This is a genomic window from Pseudomonas sp. YeP6b, from assembly GCF_025642995.1.
GTDB lineage: Bacteria > Pseudomonadota > Gammaproteobacteria > Pseudomonadales > Pseudomonadaceae > Aquipseudomonas.
In genome coordinates, this window is the sequence record NZ_CP080090.1 from 5,465,915 (window position 1) to 5,489,021 (window position 23,107).

Below are 23,107 nucleotides of genomic sequence, written 5' to 3' on the forward strand. Positions count from 1 at the left end.
ACGCAGAGCGTGGGAACGATCAAAACACAGCGGCCTGTATCAGAGGCGCTTGACGCTGAATACCTTACCCGTCTTGGACAGTTTGCCTTGCCAGTCTTCTGCATTGCATTTCAACTTGACCCAGACCGGAATCGCAGTGCCGTCATCATCCTTGAATTCAGTGGGTTTGCATCCCTGAGGCAACGTGTTGGACGCACCGATCCACAGCGCGTCAGAGGAACCAGGGCGATAGTAAACGGCGCGTTCTACACCCGTAGGCCCGGCGCTCAGACCAATAGCGCCAGTGGGCGCGGCACCCGCGACAATGTTGACGCTGACGTCGCCACTGAGTGGGTTGTACGTCGCTGCCACCGCATAAGCGCAGGTAAAAACAGCCGAACCGATTAAAGCCATCACGCCCAGCGAGGCAGTGATGCGTTGACGAGTAATTTTCATGAAGGGTCATCCAAGTCAAAAGAACGGGATTACAACCACCACGAATGAAACGGCACAGCCGTAATGGCGCTTAGCGAGTAAACGCCGCGCGTCACAACCAAACAACTGTCAGAACTAACAGGTAACACGCCTGCCACGCAGCTGGCTGACGGCTCGGCCCTGCGGGTGAGTCAGGGCTCAAACGAGCGGCGCTCGTTTTCGATGGCTTCGGCCAACGCTTGTGCTTCAGCCTCTTCGTCACTCAATTCGGGTTGCCCCAAGGCGGCGACAGCGGCCAGGAGCTTCTCGCGAGCTTCGGCCACACCGAGAATGTCTTCCTCAGGCTCGATTTCGGGTTCGGGTTCGGGTTCGGCCTCAGCTTCACTATCGACCTCAGGCTCGTTTTCAACGTTCACCTGAGTTTCAGGCTCAACCGCACCGTCACGCAGCAAGTCGTCGAAGTCGGTCTTGATCCCCTGCTCCATGTCGTCCAGTTCCAGCAACAAGGTGTGGAAGCTGGTTTCATCCTTTGGTTCTTCCGGCTCTGCCGTGGCGTCTGCCAGTTCCTGCAAGCTGGCCGGGACCGGCGCGTCGTCGAAGTCCAGCACCGGCTCAGTTTCCATCTCGCGCAGTTCGGCCAACGGCGGCAGGTCGTCGAGGTTTTTCAGGTTGAAGTGGTCGAGGAACACCTTGGTGGTGGCGAACATCGCCGGCTTGCCGGGCACGTCACGGTAGCCAACGATGCGGATCCACTCGCGCTCCAGCAGTGTCTTGACGATGTGGCTGTTGACCGCCACGCCGCGCACGTCCTCGATCTCGCCCCGAGTGATCGGCTGGCGATAGGCGATCAACGCCATGGTCTCCAGCATTGCCCGTGAATAACGCTGCGGGCGCTCTTCCCACAAGCGACCGACCCACGGGGAAAACTTCTCACGAATCTGCAGGCGATAACCCGACGCCACTTCGCGCAACTCAAACGCACGGCCGTCGCAGGACTTGCGCAGGATTTCCAGGGCCTTCTTGAACACAGGCGGCTCAGGGCGCTCAGCCTCTTCAAAGAGTTCGAACAGGCGCTCCAGGGATTGCGGTTTACCCGAGGCCAGGAGAAAGGCTTCCAGCAGCGGCGCCAGTTCGCGGGGTTCAGTCAAATTCATCGATTCAGCTCTTTATTCGGCTCGCGCCCGCACGTGGATAGCCGCAAAAGGCTCATTCTGGACCAGCTCGACCAAGGATTCCTTGACCAGTTCAAGCACCGCCATAAAGGTCACCACCACCCCCAGACGCCCTTCTTCTTTGGTGAACAGCTCGACAAAGGGTACAAACCCGCCCCCCTTGAGGCGCTCAAGCACATCGCTCATGCGCTCGCGGGTCGACAAGGCCTCGCGGCTGACCTGATGGCTTTCAAACATGTCGCCACGGCGCAGTACTTCGGCCATGGACATCAGCAATTCTTCCAGGCTCACGTCCGGCAATAGCTTGCGCGCCCGGGCTTCCGGGGCGTCGAGCTTGGGCACCACCACATCACGGCCAACGCGGCTCAAGCCGTCGATGCCTTCGGCAGCCGCCTTGAAGCGCTCGTACTCTTGCAGGCGGCGGATCAGTTCGGCGCGCGGGTCGTCTTCTTCGGCCTCGATGGTCTCCGAGCGCGGCAACAGCATGCGCGACTTGATCTCGGCGAGCATGGCGGCCATCACTAGGTACTCGGCCGCCAGCTCCAGGCGCACCGTCTGCATCAACTCGACATAGCCCATGTACTGGCGGGTAATTTCCGCCACGGGGATGTCGAGGATGTTGATGTTCTGTTTGCGGATCAGGTACAGCAGCAAGTCCAGCGGGCCTTCGAAGGCTTCAAGGAACACCTCCAGGGCGTCCGGCGGGATGTACAAATCCAGCGGCATTTCCAGGACTGCCTGGCCATACACCATGGCAAAGGGCAGTTCCTGCTGGGCGCCGGCCTGGCTGTCGACAGTTTCCACCACCGACATTCAGGCCTCGACCATAAAGGGCGTCGGGTCGCCGCAGCCCACCCGCACCACTTGCGGCTCGCCATCGGCCAGGTTGATCACGGTGGAGGCTTTATTGCCGCCGTAGCCGCCGTCGATGATCAGGTCGACGTGTTTCTCCAGCAGGCGGCGCATTTCGTAAGGGTCGTACAACGGCTCTTCTTCGCCGGGCAGGATCAACGACACGCTCATCAACGGCTCACCCAGCTCAGCCAGCAACGCCAGGGCAATCGGATGTTCCGGCACGCGCAGGCCGATGGTGCGCTTCTTAGGGTGCAGCAACAGCCGCGGCACTTCGCGGGTGGCATTCAGAATAAAGGTGTAAGGCCCCGGCGTATGGGCTTTGAGCAGGCGGAAGGTGCCGGTGTCGACCTTGGCGAACAGGCCCAACTGGGACAAATCGCTGCAGATCAGCGCAAAGTTGTGGTTCTTGTCCAGGTTACGCAGGCGTCTGACCCGTTCAACCGCGTTCTTGTCGCCGATCTGGCAACCAATCGCGTAGGACGAGTCGGTTGGGTAGATCACCACGCCGCCGGCGCGAATGATCTCCACGGCCTGTTTAATCAGGCGCGCTTGCGGGTTTTCCGGATGAATCTGGAAGAATTGACTCACTTGCTCTACCTGTTCAGACGGTGGCAATAATGGGGTCATGCTTGAATCGCCCCCACAACAGCGGCAGGTCTTCCGGGACCTGGCGATACTCGCCAATCTCGGACCAGCCGCCTGGGCCATGAAAATCACTGCCGGCGCTGACCAGCAGACCAAATTCGCGCGCAAGAATCGCCAGGCTGCCCACCTGTTCGGCGGGCTGGTGCCCGTTGACCACTTCGATTGCGTGGCCACCCGCTCCAATATAGTCGGCAATCAGCTTGCGGCGCTTGCTGCGGGTGAAATCGTAATGCCAAGGATGCGCCAGGCTAACCCATGCCCCGGCGGCCCGCAGGGTGCCGACGGTGTCTTCCAGGGTCGGCCAGTGTTGCTTGACGTCACCCAACTTGCCGGCGCCCAGCCATTTGCGAAAGGCTTCGGCGCGGTCCTTAACAAAACCTTCACGCACCATCCAGTCGGCAAAGTGCGGCCGGGCCGGTGCATTGCCGCTGTCGCCCAGTTCCTGCTGGATGGCGCGGGCGCCATCGAGGGCATTGGGCATGCCTTTAAGGCCGAGCTTGCGGCTTATTTCTTCGGACCGCAGCCAGCGGCCATCGTGCAATTGGGCGATGGCTGCGACTAACGCTGGAGCGTTTTGATCAAAGCCGTAACCGAGCACATGAATAGTGGCGCCGCCCCAGGTGCAGGACAATTCCACGCCGTTGACCAGCTGCATGCCCAACGCATGCGCCGCCGTACGGGCCTCATCGAGGCCTTCGAGGGTGTCGTGGTCGGTCAACGACAGAACTCGCACGCCTTTTTCAAACGCACGCGCAACCAGTACCGCGGGCGCCAGGGCGCCGTCGGAGGCCGTGCTGTGGCAGTGCAAATCAACATTCACGGAAGTGTGTAACCTCAAGTCAGCTGGCGCTTTCGCTACCAAGGATGTTTGTTATTATGCCGCCACATCCAGCTTCTGGCTCTTACTGTGAAACAATTCATCGACTTCATCCCGCTGTTGCTGTTTTTCATCGTTTACAAACTCGACCCCAGGGTCATCGATATCGCCGGCCATGAGCTGAACGTCGGAGGCATCTACAGCGCCACCGCGGTACTGATCATCAGCTCTTTGGTGGTCTACGGCGCCCTCTTCATCTCCCAACGCAAACTCGAGAAAAGCCAATGGCTGACCCTGGTCGCCTGCCTGGTCTTCGGCAGCCTGACCCTGGCCTTCCACAGCGAAACCTTCCTTAAATGGAAAGCCCCGGTGGTGAACTGGCTGTTCGCCCTGGCGTTTATCGGCAGCCACTTCATCGGTGATCGCCTGCTGATCAAGCGGATCATGGGCCACGCGCTGACCCTGCCGGAGCCGGTGTGGACACGTTTGAACGTGGCCTGGGTCGTGTTTTTCCTGTTCTGCGGCGCCGCCAACCTGTTCGTGGCCTTTACCTTCCAAGACTACTGGGTTGACTTCAAGGTGTTCGGCAGCCTGGGCCTGACCGTATTGTTCCTAATCGGCCAGGGCATCTACCTGTCGCGCCACCTGCATGACACCGACCCTACTACGCCGAAAACCGAGGACTGACATGCTCTACGCCATCATTGCTACCGACGTTGCCAACTCGCTGGAAAAACGCCTGAGCGTGCGACCGGCTCACGTGGAGCGCCTCAAAGTACTGCAAGCCGAAGGCCGCCTGGTGCTGGCCGGTCCGCACCCGGCAGTGGACAGCAATGACCCAGGCGCGGCGGGTTTCACCGGTAGCTTGATCATCGCCGAGTTCGCCTCCCTCGCCGACGCCCAAGCCTGGGCCAAGGCCGACCCGTATATCGCGGCGGGTGTCTACGCGGATGTGGTGATCAAGCCGTTTAAGCAAGTCCTGCCTTAAACAAGCTTTCTTGAGTAAAGTCGCGCCGAAGCAATTGCGTTCGGCGCGCTCCTAATTGCTCATTATTCTGGGTAACCTGCCGACAACGTTCTGAATATTCGTGTGGAATCAGGAGTTCCGATGCGCTTACGTCAGTTGTGTCTGTTGGCAGTGTTAACGATCGGGGCTACGGCCCACGCTGAAGAAACCTCGAACACCGGCAGTTCCACGCCCTTGTCTTTGAGTGCCGGCAGCCAGATCACCGAATTGCAGCAACGTTTGAAAGAAAGCGAACGCCTGCGTGAAGCGTTGAGCAAGCAACTGCAAACCGCAGACGCTGCCCGCGAAAGCGCCCAACTGAATCGCTTGCGCCAGGAGAACCAACGCCTGGCCCAGCAACTCAAAGAAACACAGGGCGGCGCCTTGACCCGCTGGCTGACCGAGCAACAGCAGTGGTTTGTCACCGGTGGGGCCGTCGCACTGATCGCGTTGCTGTGCGGGATCTTCGCCAGCGGTGGGCACCGTCGCCGTCGACAATGGCTAAATTGAGTGAGTCATGAGCGAGCTGTTACTGATAGATGATGACCAGGAGCTCTGTGAGCTGCTGACCAGTTGGCTGAGCCAGGAAGGTTTCCAGGTGCGCGCCTGCCACGACGGCTTGAGCGCGCGCAAAGCCTTGGCCGACAGCGCCCCGGCGGCGGTGGTGCTTGACGTGATGCTGCCAGACGGCAGTGGCCTGGAGTTGCTCAAACAGCTGCGCAACGACCACCCGGACTTGCCGGTGCTGATGCTCTCGGCCCGTGGCGAGCCGCTGGACCGCATCCTCGGCCTGGAACTGGGTGCCGATGATTACCTGGCCAAGCCCTGCGACCCGCGCGAACTGACTGCGCGCCTACGTGCCGTGCTGCGCCGCAGCCACCCGACCGCCGTGTCGACCCAGCTGGAACTGGGCGACCTGTGCTTTAGCCCAGTGCGCGGAGTGGTCACCATCGATGAACAGGAATTCGCCCTCACCGTCTCCGAAAGCCGCCTGCTCGAAGCCTTGCTGCGCCAGCCCGGCGAGCCGCTGGACAAGCAGGAACTGGCGCAGATCGCCCTGGGCCGCAAGCTGACCCTTTACGATCGCAGCCTGGACATGCACGTCAGCAACCTGCGCAAGAAGATCGGCCCACACCCGGATGGCCGGCCACGGATCGTGGCGTTGCGTAGTCGCGGGTACTACTACAGCCTCTGAACGCAACACCGCTCCCCTGTGGGAGCTGGCTTGCCTGCGATGGCATCAACTGGGTGCCACTGAAAAACCGAGGTGTCCGCATCGCAGGCAAGCCAGCTCCCACAATTAATCGCCTGCGGCTCAATGGTTTTGTCAGCCCCCACCAAAACCCTCTTTACCCAAGCTTTACCCTCACCTGACCGCCGCTGACCTTGATCTGCGTAACCTACTCACATCCGGACTCACCGGAATAGAGACAGGAGAATCACCATGCGCAAGACCCTTATCGCTTTGATGTTCGCCGCTGCCCTGCCAACCATCGCCATGGCCGCCATGCCAGAAGGCCCAGGCTCGATGGGCGGCCCTGAAGGCCACATGATGGGTGGCCCAGGCCACGGCGGCGAACACGGTCCGCGTGGCAAAGGCGGCCCCTTCAGCCAGCTCGACCTGAGCCGCGAACAACGCCAGCAAATCGGCAAACTGATGGGCGACCAATGGCACGCTCGCAAAGACCTGGTCAAAAAGTACCTGGACAAACTCCCAGCCGCAGACCAGAAAGCCATGCAGGACGAAATCGCCGCCGGCAAGCAAAAAACCCAGGCCGACATCCGCGCCGTGCTGAAACCCGATCAACAGAAGAAATTCGACGAGATCGTCAAGAAACAAGCCGAACGTCGCGCCGAGTGGAAGGAATTCCAAGCCTGGAAAGCCCAGCAGCCGCAAAAAGCGCAATAATGCGCGAGCGTTAACTCCCCCAGCCCAGTGGCTCACGCCGCTGGGCTTTTCCTGTTTGAGGGTTTCCTGTGCGTTCATTGTTCTGGCGCATCCTGGCCAGTTTCTGGCTGGCCATCGCCCTGGTTGCCGGGCTGTCGATCCTGCTTGGGCACATGCTCAACCAGGACGCCTGGATTCTCAGCCGCCACCCCGGCCTCAACAACCTGGCGCAAGAGTGGACGCAACTCTACGAAGCCCAGGGCGAGGACGCGGCCCAGGATTTGCTGCAACAACGCAAACGCCAGTATCACATCGACGTGCAAGTGCTGAATGAAAGCGGCGAGCCGGTGGTGCGCGGCACCTTCCCCCGGCGCGCCGCAGCCTTCGAGGCGCGCCAGAATGACAGCCAGGACGGCCACCTGCCCTGGCGCCGCTTGACCGCCGAGTACACCAGCGAGAAAACCGGCGACACCTACCTGCTGATCTACCGCATCCCACACCCGGAACTGGACGCCTGGCACCGCAGCAGCCTGCTCTGGCCGCTGAGCGCGCTGGCGATTGCGCTGGTGGTACTGACCCTGTTCAGCCTGCTGGTGACGCTGTCCATCACCCGCCCACTCAGCCGCCTGCGCGGCGCGGTGCATGACTTGGGCCAGACCACCTACCAGCAAAACAGCCTGGCGCGCCTGGCCAACCGGCGCGATGAGTTCGGCGTCTTGGCCACCGACTTCAACCGCATGGGCGCACGCCTGCAAAGCCTGATCGGCAGCCAGCGCCAGTTGCTGCGCGACGTGTCCCATGAACTGCGCTCGCCCCTGGCCCGTTTGCGCATCGCCCTGGCGTTGGCCGAACGCGCCAGCCCCGAAGAACGCGAAAGACTCTGGCCACGCCTGACCCGTGAATGTGATCGCCTGGAAGCCTTGATCAGCGAAATCCTGGTGCTGGCCCGCGTCGATGCCGACAACGCCAGTGCCGAAGACGTGGACCTCAACACGCTGCTCAAGACCCTGCAAAAGGACGCCCAGCTGAGCGCGCCCGACCAGACGGTGCAACTGACCGCCGACAACGAACTGCTACTCAAGGGCTGGCCGACCATGATCGAACGCGCGGTGGATAACCTGCTGCGCAACGCCCAGCGCTTCAACCCGCAGGGCTTGCCGATCGAGTTACGCGCGCAGTGCCAAGGCGAGCGAATTCTGATCAGCGTGCGTGACCATGGCCCCGGTGTCGACGCCGAACACCTGAACCAACTGGGCGAGCCGTTTTACCGCGCCCCCGGCCAAACGGCCCAAGGCCACGGCCTGGGGCTGGCGATTGCCAGGCGCGCGGCGGAACGCCATGGCGGCAGCCTGATCCTGGCCAACCACCCCGACGGTGGTTTTATCGCCAGCATCGACCTGCCGTTGGCGCCGGGGGTTGTCACACCGGTGTGAGGATCTTCTATAGTGGCCCTTCTCTTACGGAGGGCCTTTGATGACTGACCTGCTGACTCCCATCCAAGCCGCACTCGACCTACCACACACCCCATTGACCTTCACGGAGGCTGGCGCCTTGCCCTCGGCCTTTGCCGTGACCGAACTGGCCAGTGCCAGCCTCGGCGCTGCCGGCCAGGCCATCGCCGAATTGATCCGCCAACAGACCGGGCGTTTGCCCAGCGTCAGTGTGGACCGGCGCCTCGCCTCCTTCTGGTTCTCGTCCTCGATTCGCCCCGTGGGCTGGCAAACGCCGCCGTTATGGGACCCGGTAGCCGGTGACTACGCCAGCGCCGATGGCTGGATTCGTTTACACACCAATGCGCCGCACCACCGAGCCGCCGCCGAGCGCGTATTGGGCAAGGTCAATGACCGCGCCGAGATGGCCAGCAACGTTGCGACATGGAACGCCGCCGAACTGGAACAGGCGATTGTCGAGGCCGGCGGCTGCGCGGCGCAGATGCGTTCATGGCAGGCCTGGCAAACCCATCCCCAAGGGTTGGCGGTGAATACCGAAGCGCTGGTGCAGCGCCAGACCTTCGACCCCACCACCGACAAACCCTGGCTCGGCTCGGTAGCGCGCCCGCTGGCGGGCATTAAAGTGCTGGACTTGACCCGCGTGCTGGCCGGCCCCGTGGCCAGTCGTTTCCTCGCGGGGCTGGGCGCCGATGTGCTGCGCATCGACTCACCGACCTGGAACGAACCCGGCGTAGTGCCGGAAATGACCCTGGGCAAACGCTGCGCACGCCTCGACCTGAAAAGCCCCGAAGGCCGACAAGTGTTTGAAAGCTTGCTCAAGTCCGCCGACATTCTGTTCCACGGCTACCGCGCCGACGCCCTTGAGCAACTGGGCTACACCGCCGCTAAACTGCAAACCCTCGCCCCCGGCCTGATCGACGTAAGCCTCAACGCCTACGGCTGGAGCGGCCCGTGGCGCAATCGGCGCGGCTTCGACAGCCTGGTGCAGATGAGCAGCGGGATTGCCGACGCGGGCATGGCCTGGAAACACGCGGACAAACCGGTGCCGCTGCCGTTGCAGGCGTTGGATCATGCCACTGGGTATTTGATGGCGGCCAGTGCGATTCAGGCGTTGAGCGAACGCTTGAACACCGGGCGTGGCGGCGCGGCGCGGTTATCATTGGCGCGTACGGCGAAGTTGCTGGTGGAGGCCGGGCAAGTGCCGGAGCAGCCGGCGTTGCGGGCCGAAGAACCGAGTGATCAAGGTGTGGTGGAGGAGCAGACGGCGTGGGGCCTGGCCCATCGGTTGCTGGCGCCGGTGAGCATCAGTGGTACGCCGTTGCAGTGGGATTTGCCGGCGGGGGAATTGGGTTCACATCGGGCTCAGTGGTGACTTGAAGTCCGCTATCGCAGGCAAGCCAGCTCCCACCGTTGACCGAGTACCGTTCAGACAACTCGGTCAACTGTGGGAGCCGGGCTTGCCCGCGATAAGGCCCTCCCAGACGCCACTAATCCACCCGGCTCAACGACGTCCACAAATGCTGCGCCGCATACGCCCTCAACGGCCGCCACGCCTCAGCCCGCGCCAGCAACTCGCGCGCACTGACCGGCCCACCCTCCAGCGCCGCCAACGCATTGATCAAGCCAATATCCCCTGACGCAAACGCATCCGGCTCACGCAACTGGCGCATGGCGATGTACTGCGCCGTCCAGTCACCAATCCCCGCCAAGGCCACCAACCGCGCCACGCCTTCCTGGAGGCTGGCCTTGGGCTCAAACAGCTGCGAATCATCCAACAACGCCAGGGCCACCCCGGACAAGGTACGCCCCCGTGCTTTCGGCATGCCCAGCGTGGCCAAATCCGCCGCTGCCAAAACTTCAGCCGTCGGGAAAACGTGCGTGATACCGGCGTATGGGGTTTGCAATGGCTGGCCATACTGGGCCACCAACTTGCCCGCCAGGCGAATCGCCGCGACCACCGTGATCTGCTGGCCCAGGACTGCGCGAATTGCCAGTTCCAACCCGTCCCAAGTGCCTGGCACGCGCAGGCCGGGGCGGACCGCAACCAACTGCGCCATCAGCGGGTCAACAGCCAATTGCGCATTGATCAACTCGGGCCGGGCATCCAGATCGAACATAGCCCTCAGGCGCCGCTCGATCTCGGGCAGCGCCGCAGCGTCAGGAAACTCAACATCCACTTCCAGCCAGTCGCCCGCGCCCGGCGCCACGCTGATCCAGCCGAGCAGCCCATTCACGCTGATACTGCGCCGATAGACGCCAGCCTCAACAGTCTCCAACCCCGTGATCGCCCGCGCCGACAAAAAGCCCACCATCGCCGCCCAGTCATAGGGCGCCTGATACGCCAGTCTCACAACGACAACACCCCGCTATACAGCCCATACGCCGCCAGCCCCGCGCCCGCGACCACGCAGCTGAAAATGCCTTTTTCCACGTGGGTAAACAAGGGCTGGCCCTGCTCGCGCTTGGCCAGGGCAAACAGGATCACACCGGGCGCATACAGCAGCGCCGAGAGCATCAGGTACTTCAGGCCCCCCGCGTAGAGCAGCCACAGCGCATAAACCAGCGCGATCAGGCCCACCAGCAAGTCCTGCATGCGCTGGCGCCGGGCGCCTTCGTAGGTTTCGCCGCGCCCGCTGAGCAGCACCGCATACGCCGCCGACCACAGGTACGACACCAGAATCATCGACGAGGCCAGGTAAATCAGCGTGGTGTAGGTGCTGTGGGAAAACAGCGTGATCACCAGAAAGATCTGGATCATTACATTGGTCAGCCACAGCGCGTTGACCGGTACCTGGTTGGCGTTTTCCTTCTTCAGGAAGGCCGGCATGGTCTTGTCATGGGCGGTGGCCTAGAGGATTTCCGCACACAGCAGCGCCCAGGACAGCAAGGCGCCGAGCAACGAAACCGCCAGGCCGATGCTGATCGCCATCGCGCCCCACGGCCCGACGATATGTTCCAGCACACCCGCCAGGGACGGGTTTTGCAATTGCGCCAACTCCGGCTGGCTCATGATCCCCAGGGACAACACATTCACCAGCACCAGCAGCGCCAGCACCCCAAGAAATCCTATAACCGTGGCCCGGCCGACGTCCGAACGTTTCTCGGCCCGCGCCGAATACACGCTGGCGCCCTCGATACCAATAAATACAAATACGGTGACCAGCATCATGTTGCGCACTTGATCAACCACGCTGCCGAATTGCGGGTTGCCCAGGCCCCAGATATCGCGAGTGAAGATATCGGCTTTGAACGCCACGGCGGCGATGACCACAAACATCACCAACGGCACAATCTTCGCCACGGTAGTGATCTGGTTGATGAACGCCGCCTCCTTGATCCCGCGCATCACCAGAAAATGCACAGCCCACAGCAACAGCGACGCGCAGCCGATGGCAACCGGCGTATTGCCCTGGCCGAACACTGGGAAAAAGTAGCCGAGGGTGCTGAACAGCAACACGAAGTAACCGACATTGCCCATCCACGCGCTGATCCAATAACCCCAGGCCGACGAGAACCCCATGTAATCGCCAAACCCGGCCTTGGCGTAGGCATACACCCCGGAATCCAACTCGGGTTTACGGTTGGCCAGGGTCTGGAACACGAACGCCAGGGTCAGCATGCCCACGGCGGTGATCACCCAGCCGATCAACACGGCGCCCACCTCCGCGCGCGCGGCCATGTTCTGCGGCAAAGAGAAAATCCCCCCGCCGATCATCGAACCCACCACCAGCGCGATCAGCGCGCTGAGTTTGAGCTTTGGGGCCGGTTGAGACATGCAAACTCCTGAATAAATAACAATTGAGCTAACAAGCGTGCACTCAACTAATTAACTCAGCGAGTGTAGCGTTTATTAAAGACAGCGATAAAACCGTCAAGCTCATAACGCATTGGTATGACTGTTTATGAAGTTTAGGTTTATTTAGATTTTAAATAAGGCAGGCACTTTGCCAGCCTCTGACTATTTGGTAACCCGTCCCGAAATAGATTGCACATTCAGCAGAAAGGGCTAGTTTCAACAGTCCACTCTCTTGACTACATGATCACTGCAACGCAGAAGCGCTCTGGAACGCGCTTTTGCGAGGAAAAGTATCGCCCCAGGATTTTACTCCTAAGTCATTAATTCACAATGGAATGTGCCAATGACCTGATCTAAGTCAGCTGTTCGAACAGCGCACGGAATTATTCTGTGGTCTCTCTTCTCCTGCATTGGAGTCATGCAATGTCTGAATCTCCCGGAAAACTTCGATTAGGCGCACTGGTTGCACTGGTCGTGGGCTCAATGATTGGTGGCGGAATCTTCTCACTGCCGCAAAACATGGCCGCCAGCGCCGACGTGGGTGCGGTGTTGATCGGTTGGGTGATTACCGCCATCGGCATGCTGACCCTCGCCTTCGTGTTCCAGACCCTGGCCAACCGCAAACCTGACCTCGACGGCGGCGTGTACGCCTACGCCAAGGCCGGCTTCGGCGACTACATGGGTTTCTCGTCCGCCTGGGGCTACTGGATCAGCGCCTGGTTGGGCAACGTCGGTTACTTCGTGTTGCTGTTCAGCACCCTCGGTTACTTCTTTCCGATCTTTGGCGAAGGCAACACGCCGGCGGCAGTGATTGGCGCCTCGGTGTTGCTGTGGGCCGTGCATTTTCTGGTGCTGCGCGGGATCAAGGAAGCCGCGTTCATCAACCTGGTGACCACCGTCGCCAAGATCGTGCCGCTGGTGCTGTTCGTGTTGATCGCGCTGTTCGCGTTCAAGCTGGATATCTTCACTGCTGACATCTGGGGCGTGAAAAACCCGGACCTGGGCAGTGTGATGAACCAGGTGCGCAACATGATGCTGGTCACCGTGTGGGTGTTCATCGGCATCGAAGGCGCGAGCATCTTCTCCTCCCGTGCGGAAAAACGCAGCGACGTGGGCAAGGCCACCGTGATCGGCTTTATCACCGTGCTGCTGTTCCTGATGCTGGTGAACGTATTGTCCCTGGGGATCATGACCCAGCCGGAACTGGCCAAGCTGCAGAACCCGTCGATGGCGGCCGTGCTTGAGCATGTGGTCGGCCACTGGGGCGCGGTGTTGATCAGCGTCGGCTTGATCATCTCGCTGCTCGGCGCACTGCTGTCGTGGGTGTTGCTGTGTGCGGAGATCATGTTCGCCGCTGCCAAAGACCACACCATGCCGGAGTTTTTGCGCCGCGAGAACGCCAACCATGTGCCGGCCAACGCCCTGTGGCTGACCAACGCCATGGTGCAGATTTTCCTGGTGATTACGCTGTTCTCCGCCAGCACTTACCTGTCGCTGATCTACCTCGCCACCTCGATGATCCTGGTGCCTTACCTGTGGTCGGCGGCTTACGCCCTGCTGCTGGCGGTGCGCGGTGAGACCTACGAAAACGCCCTGCGCGAACGCAAGAAAGACCTGTTCATCGGCGCCATCGCGTTGATCTATGCGGTCTGGCTGCTCTACGCCGGCGGCACCAAATACCTGCTGCTCTCCGCCCTGCTCTACGCCCCCGGCGTGATCCTGTTCGCCAAGGCCAAGCATGAACTGGGCAAACCGATTTTCACCAACGTCGAGAAGCTGATTTTCGCCGCCGTCGTCATTGGCGCCCTGGTGGCTGCTTATGGCCTCTACGACGGCTTCTTGACTCTGTAGCTCTTATCTAAAGAAAGCTTTGTTCACTGGAGGATCTGTAATGACCACGGAAAAAGTGAAGTACGGCGTACATTCCGAAGCCGGCAAACTGCGCAAAGTCATGGTGTGCTCCCCAGGTTTGGCCCACCAGCGGCTGACCCCCAACAACTGCGATGAACTGCTGTTCGATGACGTGCTGTGGGTGGCCCAGGCCAAGCGCGACCATTTCGACTTCGTCACCAAGATGCGCGAGCGGGACATTGATGTGCTGGAAATGCACAACCTGCTGACCGATATCGTCGCCATCCCCGAAGCCCTGGACTGGATCCTGGAACGCAAGATCACCGCGAATACGGTGGGCCTGGGCCTGGTCGATGAAGTCGGCTCCTGGTTGCGCAGCCTGGAACCGCGCAAAATCAGCGAGTACCTGATTGGTGGCGTGTCGGCCGATGACCTGCCGAGCAGCTTCGGTGGCAAAACCATCGAGATGTTCCGCGACTTCCTCGGCCACTCAAGTTTCATTCTGCCGCCGCTGCCCAACACCCAGTTCACCCGCGACACCACCTGCTGGATCTATGGCGGCGTGACGCTCAACCCGATGTACTGGCCGGCGCGACGTCAGGAAACCCTGCTGGCCTCGGCCATCTACAAATTCCACCCCGAGTTCACCAACGCGGACTTCCAGATCTGGTACGGCGACCCCGACCAGGAACACGATGCCGCCACGCTGGAAGGCGGCGACGTGATGCCTATCGGCAATGGCGTCGTGTTGATCGGCATGGGTGAACGCTCGTCCCACCAGGCCATTGGCCAACTGGCGCGTAACCTGTTCAAAAACAAAGCCGTGGAACGCGTGATCGTTGCCGGCCTGCCGAAATCCCGCGCGGCGATGCACCTGGACACCGTGTTCAGCTTCTGCGACCGCGACCTGGTCACCATCTTCCCCGAAGTGGTCAACCAGATCGTGCCCTTCACTCTGCGCCCTGATGAAAGCAAGCCACACGGCATCGATATTCAACGGGAGAAAACCAACTTCCTCGAAACCGTGGCCGCCGCACTCAACCTCAAGGCCCTGCGTGTCGTCGAAACCGGCGGCAACAGCTTCGCCGCCGAACGCGAGCAGTGGGACGACGGCAACAACGTGGTCGCCCTGGAGCCAGGCGTGGTGATCGGCTACGACCGCAACACCTACACCAACACCTTGCTACGCAAGGCCGGTGTGGAAGTCATCACCATCAGCGCCGGTGAACTCGGCCGCGGCCGTGGCGGCGGCCACTGCATGACCTGCCCGATCATCCGCGACCCAATCGACTACTAACTTTCAGGCCTTGGCCGCCGCTCACAAGGCGCCGGCCAAGGGGATAACCTAAACAGAAGGAGATCCACCATGGCTTTTAACATGCGCAACCGCAGCCTGCTCTCGCTGATGCACCACACCACGCGCGAGCTGAACTACCTGCTGGACCTGTCCCGCGACCTCAAGCGCGCCAAATACACCGGCACCGAGCGTCCGCACCTGCAGGGCAAAAACATCGCGCTGATCTTCGAAAAAACCTCGACCCGCACCCGTTGCGCGTTCGAAGTGGCGGCCCATGACCAAGGCGCCCACGTCACCTACATCGACCCGGTGTCGTCGCAGATCGGCCACAAAGAAAGCATGAAAGACACCGCCCGCGTACTCGGCCGCATGTTCGATGCGATTGAATACCGTGGCTTTGAGCAGGAAATCGTCGAAGAGCTGGCCAAGTTCGCCGGTGTGCCGGTGTTCAACGGCCTCACCGCCGAATTCCACCCAACCCAAATGATCGCCGACACCCTGACCATGCGCGAGCACAGCGACAAGCCGCTGCACGACATCAGCTACGCCTACCTGGGCGACGCGCGCTACAACATGGGCAACTCGCTGTTGATGATCGGCGCCAAGCTGGGCATGGACGTGCGCATCGGCGCGCCAAAAGCGCTGTGGCCGCATGAAGATTTCATCAAGCAGTGCCAGGCGTTTGCCATCGAAAGCGGCGCGCGCATCACCATCACCGAAGACCCGAAAGAAGCGGTGAAAGGCGTGGACTTCATCCACACCGACATCTGGGTGTCGATGGGCGAGCCGGTGGAAGCGTGGGACGAACGAATCGAGCAACTGCTGCCATACCAGGTCAACGCCAAGATGATGAAAGCCTCGGGCAACCCTCGAGTGAAATTCATGCACTGCCTGCCGGCGTTTCATAACAGCGAAACCAAGGTCGGCAAGGACATCGCCGCGCGTTATCCGAACCTGGCCAATGGCGTGGAAGTGACCGAGGACGTGTTCGAGTCGCCGGCCAACATCGCGTTTGAGCAGGCGGAAAACCGCATGCATACCATCAAGGCGATTCTGGTGTCGGCGCTCGCGGATATCTAACTCAACACCGCTCCCACTGTTGGAACACGGTCAATGTGGGAGCTGGCTTGCCTGCGATGCAGACGCCTAGGTAGTTCAGATGTACCGAGGTGATGCCATCGCGGGCAAGCCCGGCTCCCACACAAGCCCGCTCCCACATTTTGTCCTGTGGTCACAAAGCTAAATTCTAGAAGGATTGCATTATGCGTATCGTCGTTGCACTGGGCGGTAACGCCCTGCTCCGCCGTGGTGAACCCATGACTGCGGACAACCAACGCACCAACATCCGAATCGCCACCGAACAGATCGCCAAGATCCACCCCGGCAACGAGCTGGTGATCGCCCACGGCAATGGCCCGCAAGTCGGCCTGCTGTCGTTGCAGGCGGCGGCCTACACCAGCGTGTCGCCCTACCCGCTTGACGTGCTGGGCGCCGAAACCGAAGGCATGATCGGCTACATCATCGAACAGGAACTGGGCAACCTGCTGGACTTCGAAGTGCCGTTCGCGACCTTGCTGACCCAGGTAGAAGTGGACCCCAAGGACCCGGCCTTCCAGAACCCGACCAAGCCCATCGGCCCGGTGTATTCCAAAGCCGAAGCCGAAAAACTCGCCGCCGAAAAAGGCTGGGCCATCGCCCCGGACGGCGATAAATACCGCCGCGTGGTTGCCAGCCCACGCCCGAAACGCATCTTTGAAATTCGCCCGATCAAGTGGCTGCTGGAAAAAAGCGCCATTGTTATCTGCGCCGGTGGCGGCGGGATTCCAACCCTGTATGGCGAAGACGGCAAGCTGCGCGGCATTGAAGCGGTGATCGACAAGGACCTGTGTTCATCGCTGCTGGCCGCGCAACTGGACGCCGACTTGCTGGTGATCGCCACCGACGTCAACGCTGCGTTTATCGACTTCGGCAAGCCGACCCAAAAGGCCATCGGCCAGGCCCACCCCGACGAAATGGAAAAACTCGGCTTCGCCGCCGGCTCCATGGGCCCGAAGGTGCAAGCCGCCTGCGAGTTCGCCCGCCAGACTGGCAAAACTGCCGTCATCGGTTCACTCTCGGACATCGAAGCCATCGTCCAGGGCAGCGCCGGCACGCGCATCAGCACGGCAAAACCTGGCATCACCTACCTGTGAAGTAGAGGAGAAACGCCTATGGCCACCTTTGAACCCGGTCACTTGCACGTCGAACGTCACGCGCTCAACAAGGATGACTACAGCTACAACCTGTGCATCGACTACGAGGTCATCCAGGATCCAAAGGAAGGCAAGGGAATGCTCTTCAAACTGCACGGATCGGTGCAAGGCAAGGACCTTAAGGAAGAGTTCTTCCTGCCCAAGGACCAGGCATTTGATTTCGCCCGGCACGCGATGAACCGCGCTCAGAAGTATGGGATGCCGAAGATTGCGACGCTTAACGGGCAGATGCACAAGCAGTACGACCTGATGTTTGAGGATGTACGGCATCAGTTGGATGTGAAGTCGGGAGATCCGGTCAAGCCCGAACACCTGGAATAACCCCGCTCCCACAGCCAAAACAGATCAACTGTGGGGGCTGGCTTGCCTGCGATAGCGGTGGATCAGTCGCCGCAAATATTGACTGATCGTTCGCCATCGCAGGCAAGCCAGCCTGCCCACATTTTTGATCTCTATCACCTGTCAGGCATACTTGCCGCCTCAAGCTCCCCAGAATTGTCAGCTGCCCCATGCGTATCCACGTCAGCTTTATCGACCGCGTCGGCATTACCCAGGAAGTCCTGGCCTTGCTCGGTGGGCGCAATCTCAACCTGGATGCGGTGGAGATGGTGCCGCCCAACGTCTACATCGACGCCCCGACACTGAGCGCCGAGGTGCTCGAAGAGCTGCGCGACGCGCTGTTCAGCGTGCACGGCGTACAGGCGGTCACCGTGGTCGACATCCTCCCCGGCCAGCGCCGTCACTTGCAGCTCGACGCCTTGCTGGCGGCCATGACCGACCCGGTGCTGGCCCTGGACAGCGCCGGCAAGATCCTGCTGGCCAACCCGGCGCTGATCGCCCTGTACGGCCGCGAGCCGGCCGGGGAAAGCATCAGCGAACTGTTCAACGATCCCGCGCTGCTGGGCACCTTGCTGGAACACGGCTTTCGCCTGCCCCTGCGCGAAATCAGTGTGAACGGCCAGACCCTGTTGCTGGACGCCACACCAATCACCGACGCCGGCGCCCTGCTGACCCTGTACCCGCCCAACCGCATCGGCGAACAGCTGTCGGCACTGCACCATGACCATGCCGAAGGGTTTGATGCGTTGTTGGGCGAGTCCCCAGCGATTCGCACCCTCAAGGCCCGTGCGCAGCGCGTCGCCGCACTGGATGCACCGTTATTGATCCAGGGCGAAACCGGCACCGGCAAAGAGCTGGTGGCGCGTGCCTGCCACGCCATCAGCGCGCGCCACAGTGCGCCGTTTTTGGCCTTGAACTGCGCAGCGTTGCCGGAAAACCTCGCCGAGAGTGAACTGTTCGGTTACGCCCCCGGCGCCTTTACCGGTGCGCAGCGCGGCGGTAAGCCGGGGCTGATGGAGTTGGCCAACCAGGGCACCGTTTTTCTTGATGAAATCGGCGAGATGTCACCGTATTTGCAGGCCAAGCTGCTGCGTTTTCTCAACGATGGCAGCTTCCGCCGGGTGGGCGGCGACCGTGAAGTGAAGGTCAATGTGCGCATCCTCAGCGCCACCCACCGCGACCTGGAAAAGATGGTCAGCGAGGGCACGTTTCGCGAAGACCTGTTCTACCGCCTCAACGTGCTCAACGTCGAAGTACCGCCGCTGCGTGAGCGCGGCCAAGACATCCTGCTGCTCGCCCGCTACTTCATGCAGCAGGCCTGCGCGCAGATCCAGCGCCCGGTGTGCCGCCTGGCGCCCGGCACTTACCCGGCGCTGCTGGGCAACCGCTGGCCGGGCAACGTTCGGCAACTGCAAAACGTGATCTTCCGCGCCGCCGCCATTTGCGAAAGCAGTTTGGTGGACATCGGCGACCTGGACATCGCCGGCACCTCGGTGGCGCGCCAGAGCGACGGCGAAGTCGACAGCCTGGAACAGGCGGTGGAAGACTTCGAGCGCAGCCTGCTGGAGAAGCTCTACGCCAGTTACCCCTCGACCCGCCAACTGGCCAGCCGCTTGCAGACCTCGCACACAGCCATCGCCCATCGCCTGCGCAAGTACGGCATTCCCAGCAAGCCCTGACTGAATAAACGCGGTCCAAATGTGAGAGCTGGCTCGCCTGCTCCCACAGTGATCGCATTCCACACAAAATTGGGTCTGAGAACGACATCGGCTGTACTGAAAGCGCTACAGCGTAACGATATCGCTACAACCCTGTTTTTTGCGCGCCATGCAAGGCTTTGATCCACATAGGCTTTTTTTCACAAGCCCGACTGTAGCGAAATCGCTACAGCCAAAACGTCTAACGCCATAACCAATTTTATTAACTTGTTGATTTACAACAACTTAATGACATTGGCCGCGATATTGCTAAGTAACTCCTCATTATTCCAATCCCGTCCACCAGACGAATCTGGCCCTGAGGAGTTTCCATGAGCGAGTTGCGTTTCACTGAAGATCACGAATGGCTGCGCGCCGAAGCCGATGGCAGCGTCACCGTGGGTATCACCGCTTTCGCGCAGAACGCGCTGGGTGATGTGGTTTTCGTGCAACTGCCGGAGTTGCAGGCCTACGACAAGGGCGCCGAAGCCTCCACCGTGGAATCGGTCAAGGCTGCGAGCGGCGTGTACATGCCGCTGGACGGCGAAGTCCTCGAAGTCAACGACAAACTCGATGGCAGCCCGGAACTGGTCAACGAAGACCCGATGGGCGAAGGTTGGTTCTTCCGCTTTAAACCCGCCGATGCCGATGCAGTGGCTAAGCTGTTGGATCAGGATGCGTACGACCGCCTGATCAAAGCCAACGCCGAAGCCTGAGGAGCGCGCCATGACTATCAATCTCAGCACCGCTAACGAATTCATCGCCCGTCATATCGGCCCGCGCCAGGAAGATGAGCAAAAAATGCTCACCAGCCTGGGCTTTGACTCCCTGGAAGCCTTGAGCGCCAGCGTGATCCCGGAAAGCATCAAGGGCACCAGCGTGCTCGGCCTGGAAGACGGCCTGAGCGAAGCCGAGGCCCTGGCCAAGATCAAGGCCATCGCCGGCAAGAACCAACTGTTCAAGACCTACATCGGCCAGGGTTACTACAACTGCCACACGCCGTCGCCGATCCTGCGCAACCTGCTGGAAAACCCGGCCTGGTACACCGCTTACACGCCGTATCAGCCAGAGATTTCCCAAGGCCGCCTGGAAGCGCTGCTGAATTTCCAGACCCTGATCAGCGACCTCACCGGCCTGCCGATCGCCAACGCCTCGCTGCTCGACGAAGCCACCGCCGCTGCCGAAGCCATGACCTTCTGTAAGCGCCTGAGCAAGAACAAGAGCAGCAACGCCTTCTTCGCCTCGATCCACAGCCACCCGCAAACCCTCGACGTGCTGCGCACCCGTGCCGAGCCGCTGGGTATCGACGTGGTCGTGGGCGACGAGCGTGAACTGACCGACGTCAGCGCGTTCTTCGGCGCCCTGCTGCAATACCCGGCCAGCAACGGTGACGTGTTTGATTACCGCGCACTGACCGAGCGCTTCCACGCCGCCAACGCCTTGGTCGCGGTCGCCGCCGACCTGCTGGCCCTGACCCTGCTTACCCCACCGGGTGAGTTCGGCGCCGACGTGGCCATCGGCAGCGCGCAACGCTTTGGCGTGCCGCTGGGCTTTGGTGGCCCGCACGCGGCGTACTTCTCTACCAAGGATGCGTTCAAGCGCGACATGCCGGGCCGTCTGGTCGGTGTGTCTGTCGACCGTTTCGGCAAGCCGGCCCTGCGCCTGGCCATGCAAACCCGCGAGCAACATATCCGTCGCGAGAAGGCCACCAGTAACATCTGCACCGCCCAAGTGCTGCTGGCCAACATCGCCAGCATGTACGCCGTGTATCACGGCCCCAAAGGCCTGACCCAGATTGCCCAACGCATTCACCAGCTGACCGCGATCCTGGCCAAGGGCTTGACCGCCTTGGGCTTGAAGGTCGAGCAGGCACACTTCTTCGACACCCTGACCCTCAACACGGGCGCCAACACCGCTGCCCTGCACGACAAGGCGCACGCACAGCGCATCAACCTGCGTGTGGTCGATGCTGAGCGTCTGGGCCTGTCGGTCGACGAAACCACCAGCCAAGCCGACATCGAAGCCCTGTGGTCGATCTTCGCCGACGGCAAGGCACTGCCCGCTTTCACCAACACCGAAAGCACCCTGCCCGCCGCGCTGCTGCGCCAGTCGCCGATCCTCAGCCACCCGGTGTTCAACCGTTACCACTCCGAAACCGAGCTGATGCGCTACCTGCGCAAGCTGGCCGACAAGGACCTGGCGCTGGACCGCACCATGATCCCGCTGGGCTCGTGCACCATGAAGCTCAACGCCGCCAGCGAAATGATCCCGGTGACCTGGGCTGAGTTCGGTGCCCTGCACCCGTTCGCCCCGGCCGCACAAAGCGCCGGCTACCTGCAGCTGACTTCCGAGCTGGAAGCCATGCTCTGCGCGGCCACCGGCTATGACGCCATCTCGCTGCAACCTAACGCCGGTTCCCAGGGTGAATACGCAGGCCTGCTCGCCATCCGCGCCTATCACCAGAGCCGTGGCGAAGAGCGTCGCGACATCTGCCTGATCCCATCGTCGGCCCACGGTACTAACCCTGCTACCGCCAACATGGCCGGTATGCGCGTGGTGGTCACCGCCTGCGATGCACGTGGCAACGTCGACATCGAAGACCTGCGCGCCAAGGCCATCGAGCACCGCGAACACCTCGCCGCGCTGATGATCACCTACCCGTCCACCCACGGCGTGTTCGAAGAAGGCATCCGCGAAATCTGCGGCATCATTCACGACAACGGCGGCCAGGTGTACATCGACGGCGCCAACATGAACGCGATGGTCGGCCTGTGCGCACCGGGCAAGTTCGGTGGCGACGTGTCCCACCTGAACCTGCACAAGACCTTCTGCATCCCGCACGGCGGTGGCGGCCCCGGCGTTGGCCCAATTGGCGTCAAATCCCACCTCACGCCGTTCCTGCCCGGCCACGCGGCCATGGAACGCAAGGAAGGCGCGGTGTGCGCGGCGCCATTCGGCAGCGCGAGCATCCTGCCGATCACCTGGATGTACATCAGCATGATGGGCGGCGCGGGCCTCAAGCGCGCGTCCCAACTGGCGATCCTGAATGCCAACTACATTTCCCGTCGCCTCGAAGAGCATTACCCAGTGCTCTACACCGGCAGCAATGGCCTGGTGGCGCACGAATGCATCCTCGACCTGCGTCCCTTGAAAGACAGCAGCGGCATCAGCGTCGACGACGTGGCCAAGCGCCTGATCGACTTCGGCTTCCACGCGCCGACCATGTCGTTCCCGGTGGCGGGCACCTTGATGATCGAGCCGACCGAAAGCGAATCCAAGGAAGAACTGGACCGCTTCTGTGACGCGATGATTGCCATCCGCGAAGAGATCCGCGCGGTGGAAAACGGCACGTTGGACAAGGACGACAACCCACTGAAAAACGCGCCGCACACGGCTGCTGAAATCGTCGGTGAATGGAGCCACCCGTACAGCCGTGAACAAGCGGTGTACCCGGTTGCGTCGTTGATCGAAGGCAAGTACTGGCCGCCGGTTGGCCGGGTCGACAACGTGTTTGGCGATCGCAATTTGGTGTGTGCGTGCCCGTCGATCGAGAGCTACGCGTAACCTGAGGTTGTACCCGATTTAATGCAGAAGCTGGCTTGTGTGGGAGCTGGCTTGCCTGCGATA

The 23,107-nt window shown here is 61.3% G+C and carries 21 protein-coding genes and 1 pseudogene; 15 read left to right on the forward strand and 7 right to left on the reverse strand.

Annotated elements, in window-relative coordinates; genetic code table 11:
• Positions 1 to 39: 39 nt before the first annotated feature.
• From KZH41_RS24690 to KZH41_RS24710, 5 genes are all read right to left on the reverse strand, one after another.
• Positions 40 to 435 carry a hypothetical protein gene (locus tag KZH41_RS24690; RefSeq protein ID WP_094950823.1) on the reverse strand — a complete coding sequence of 132 codons (396 nt, stop codon included), beginning with the start codon at positions 433 to 435 and terminating at the stop codon, positions 40 to 42.
• 170 nt (positions 436 to 605) lie between these two features.
• Entirely contained in the window at positions 606 to 1,568 is a 963-nt protein-coding gene (gene scpB / locus KZH41_RS24695) for an SMC-Scp complex subunit ScpB (protein WP_242152247.1), read from the reverse strand.
• A gap of 12 nt (positions 1,569 to 1,580) precedes the next feature.
• A complete protein-coding gene (locus tag KZH41_RS24700) occupies positions 1,581 to 2,279 on the reverse strand; it encodes a segregation and condensation protein A (RefSeq protein WP_173667140.1) in 699 nt (232 codons plus the stop codon).
• A 120-nt stretch (positions 2,280 to 2,399) separates the two neighbouring features.
• Complete coding sequence (locus KZH41_RS24705) at positions 2,400 to 3,029, reverse strand: L-threonylcarbamoyladenylate synthase (protein ID WP_094950821.1); 630 nt, start codon at positions 3,027 to 3,029, stop codon at positions 2,400 to 2,402.
• Positions 3,030 to 3,042: 13 nt separating this feature from the next.
• On the reverse strand, positions 3,043 to 3,906 hold the full coding sequence (locus KZH41_RS24710) for a PHP domain-containing protein (RefSeq protein ID WP_263273893.1): 864 nt from the start codon (positions 3,904 to 3,906) through the stop codon (positions 3,043 to 3,045).
• A gap of 87 nt (positions 3,907 to 3,993) precedes the next feature.
• Between KZH41_RS24710 and KZH41_RS24715 the strand changes: the two genes are divergently transcribed.
• From KZH41_RS24715 to KZH41_RS24745, 7 genes are all read left to right on the forward strand, one after another.
• Positions 3,994 to 4,590: a septation protein A gene (locus KZH41_RS24715; protein WP_094950819.1), complete on the forward strand. Its 597-nt coding sequence runs from the start codon at positions 3,994 to 3,996 to the stop codon at positions 4,588 to 4,590.
• Position 4,591: 1 nt separating this feature from the next.
• Entirely contained in the window at positions 4,592 to 4,891 is a 300-nt protein-coding gene (locus KZH41_RS24720; RefSeq protein ID WP_094950818.1) for a YciI family protein, read from the forward strand.
• A gap of 120 nt (positions 4,892 to 5,011) precedes the next feature.
• Positions 5,012 to 5,419 (forward strand): translation initiation factor 2, encoded by a 408-nt coding sequence (locus KZH41_RS24725; protein WP_094950817.1) that lies wholly within the window; start codon positions 5,012 to 5,014, stop codon positions 5,417 to 5,419.
• A 7-nt stretch (positions 5,420 to 5,426) separates the two neighbouring features.
• Positions 5,427 to 6,104: a response regulator transcription factor gene (locus tag KZH41_RS24730; protein WP_094950816.1), complete on the forward strand. Its 678-nt coding sequence runs from the start codon at positions 5,427 to 5,429 to the stop codon at positions 6,102 to 6,104.
• Between the two features lie 249 nt (positions 6,105 to 6,353).
• A complete protein-coding gene (locus KZH41_RS24735; protein ID WP_263273894.1) occupies positions 6,354 to 6,818 on the forward strand; it encodes an LTXXQ domain protein in 465 nt (154 codons plus the stop codon).
• Positions 6,819 to 6,886: 68 nt separating this feature from the next.
• A complete protein-coding gene (locus KZH41_RS24740) occupies positions 6,887 to 8,230 on the forward strand; it encodes a sensor histidine kinase (RefSeq protein WP_094950814.1) in 1,344 nt (447 codons plus the stop codon).
• A 40-nt stretch (positions 8,231 to 8,270) separates the two neighbouring features.
• The gene (locus KZH41_RS24745; protein ID WP_263273895.1) at positions 8,271 to 9,620 is read left to right on the forward strand and encodes a CoA transferase; all 1,350 of its coding nucleotides are present in this window, start codon (positions 8,271 to 8,273) and stop codon (positions 9,618 to 9,620) included.
• A 115-nt stretch (positions 9,621 to 9,735) separates the two neighbouring features.
• Here the strand turns inward: KZH41_RS24745 and KZH41_RS24750 are convergent, their stop codons facing one another.
• Both KZH41_RS24750 and arcD (KZH41_RS24755) read right to left on the reverse strand, forming a co-directional pair.
• Positions 9,736 to 10,599 carry a DNA-3-methyladenine glycosylase family protein gene (locus KZH41_RS24750; protein ID WP_263273896.1) on the reverse strand — a complete coding sequence of 288 codons (864 nt, stop codon included), beginning with the start codon at positions 10,597 to 10,599 and terminating at the stop codon, positions 9,736 to 9,738.
• A pseudogene (arcD, locus tag KZH41_RS24755) lies at positions 10,596 to 12,023 on the reverse strand (arginine-ornithine antiporter). Before arcD (KZH41_RS24755) ends, KZH41_RS24750 begins: the two are co-directional and overlap by 4 nt.
• A gap of 444 nt (positions 12,024 to 12,467) precedes the next feature.
• Between arcD (KZH41_RS24755) and arcD (KZH41_RS24760) the strand changes: the two are divergent.
• From arcD (KZH41_RS24760) to gcvP, 8 genes are all read left to right on the forward strand, one after another.
• Positions 12,468 to 13,895 (forward strand): arginine-ornithine antiporter, encoded by a 1,428-nt coding sequence (gene arcD / locus KZH41_RS24760; protein ID WP_094950810.1) that lies wholly within the window; start codon positions 12,468 to 12,470, stop codon positions 13,893 to 13,895.
• A 40-nt stretch (positions 13,896 to 13,935) separates the two neighbouring features.
• The gene (gene arcA, locus KZH41_RS24765; protein WP_263273897.1) at positions 13,936 to 15,192 is read left to right on the forward strand and encodes an arginine deiminase; all 1,257 of its coding nucleotides are present in this window, start codon (positions 13,936 to 13,938) and stop codon (positions 15,190 to 15,192) included.
• A 69-nt stretch (positions 15,193 to 15,261) separates the two neighbouring features.
• Positions 15,262 to 16,272 (forward strand): ornithine carbamoyltransferase, encoded by a 1,011-nt coding sequence (locus tag KZH41_RS24770; protein WP_094950808.1) that lies wholly within the window; start codon positions 15,262 to 15,264, stop codon positions 16,270 to 16,272.
• Between the two features lie 182 nt (positions 16,273 to 16,454).
• Positions 16,455 to 17,384 carry a carbamate kinase gene (gene arcC / locus KZH41_RS24775; protein ID WP_094950807.1) on the forward strand — a complete coding sequence of 310 codons (930 nt, stop codon included), beginning with the start codon at positions 16,455 to 16,457 and terminating at the stop codon, positions 17,382 to 17,384.
• An 18-nt stretch (positions 17,385 to 17,402) separates the two neighbouring features.
• Positions 17,403 to 17,765, forward strand: coding sequence for a DUF5064 family protein (locus KZH41_RS24780; RefSeq protein WP_094950806.1), 363 nt, complete (start codon positions 17,403 to 17,405; stop codon positions 17,763 to 17,765).
• A gap of 188 nt (positions 17,766 to 17,953) precedes the next feature.
• Entirely contained in the window at positions 17,954 to 19,462 is a 1,509-nt protein-coding gene (locus KZH41_RS24785) for a sigma-54-dependent transcriptional regulator (protein ID WP_094950805.1), read from the forward strand.
• Between the two features lie 350 nt (positions 19,463 to 19,812).
• A complete protein-coding gene (gene gcvH, locus KZH41_RS24790; RefSeq protein WP_005790845.1) occupies positions 19,813 to 20,196 on the forward strand; it encodes a glycine cleavage system protein GcvH in 384 nt (127 codons plus the stop codon).
• A 10-nt stretch (positions 20,197 to 20,206) separates the two neighbouring features.
• Positions 20,207 to 23,044 (forward strand): aminomethyl-transferring glycine dehydrogenase, encoded by a 2,838-nt coding sequence (gene gcvP, locus KZH41_RS24795; RefSeq protein WP_242152253.1) that lies wholly within the window; start codon positions 20,207 to 20,209, stop codon positions 23,042 to 23,044.
• The last annotated feature ends 63 nt before the right edge of the window (positions 23,045 to 23,107 follow it).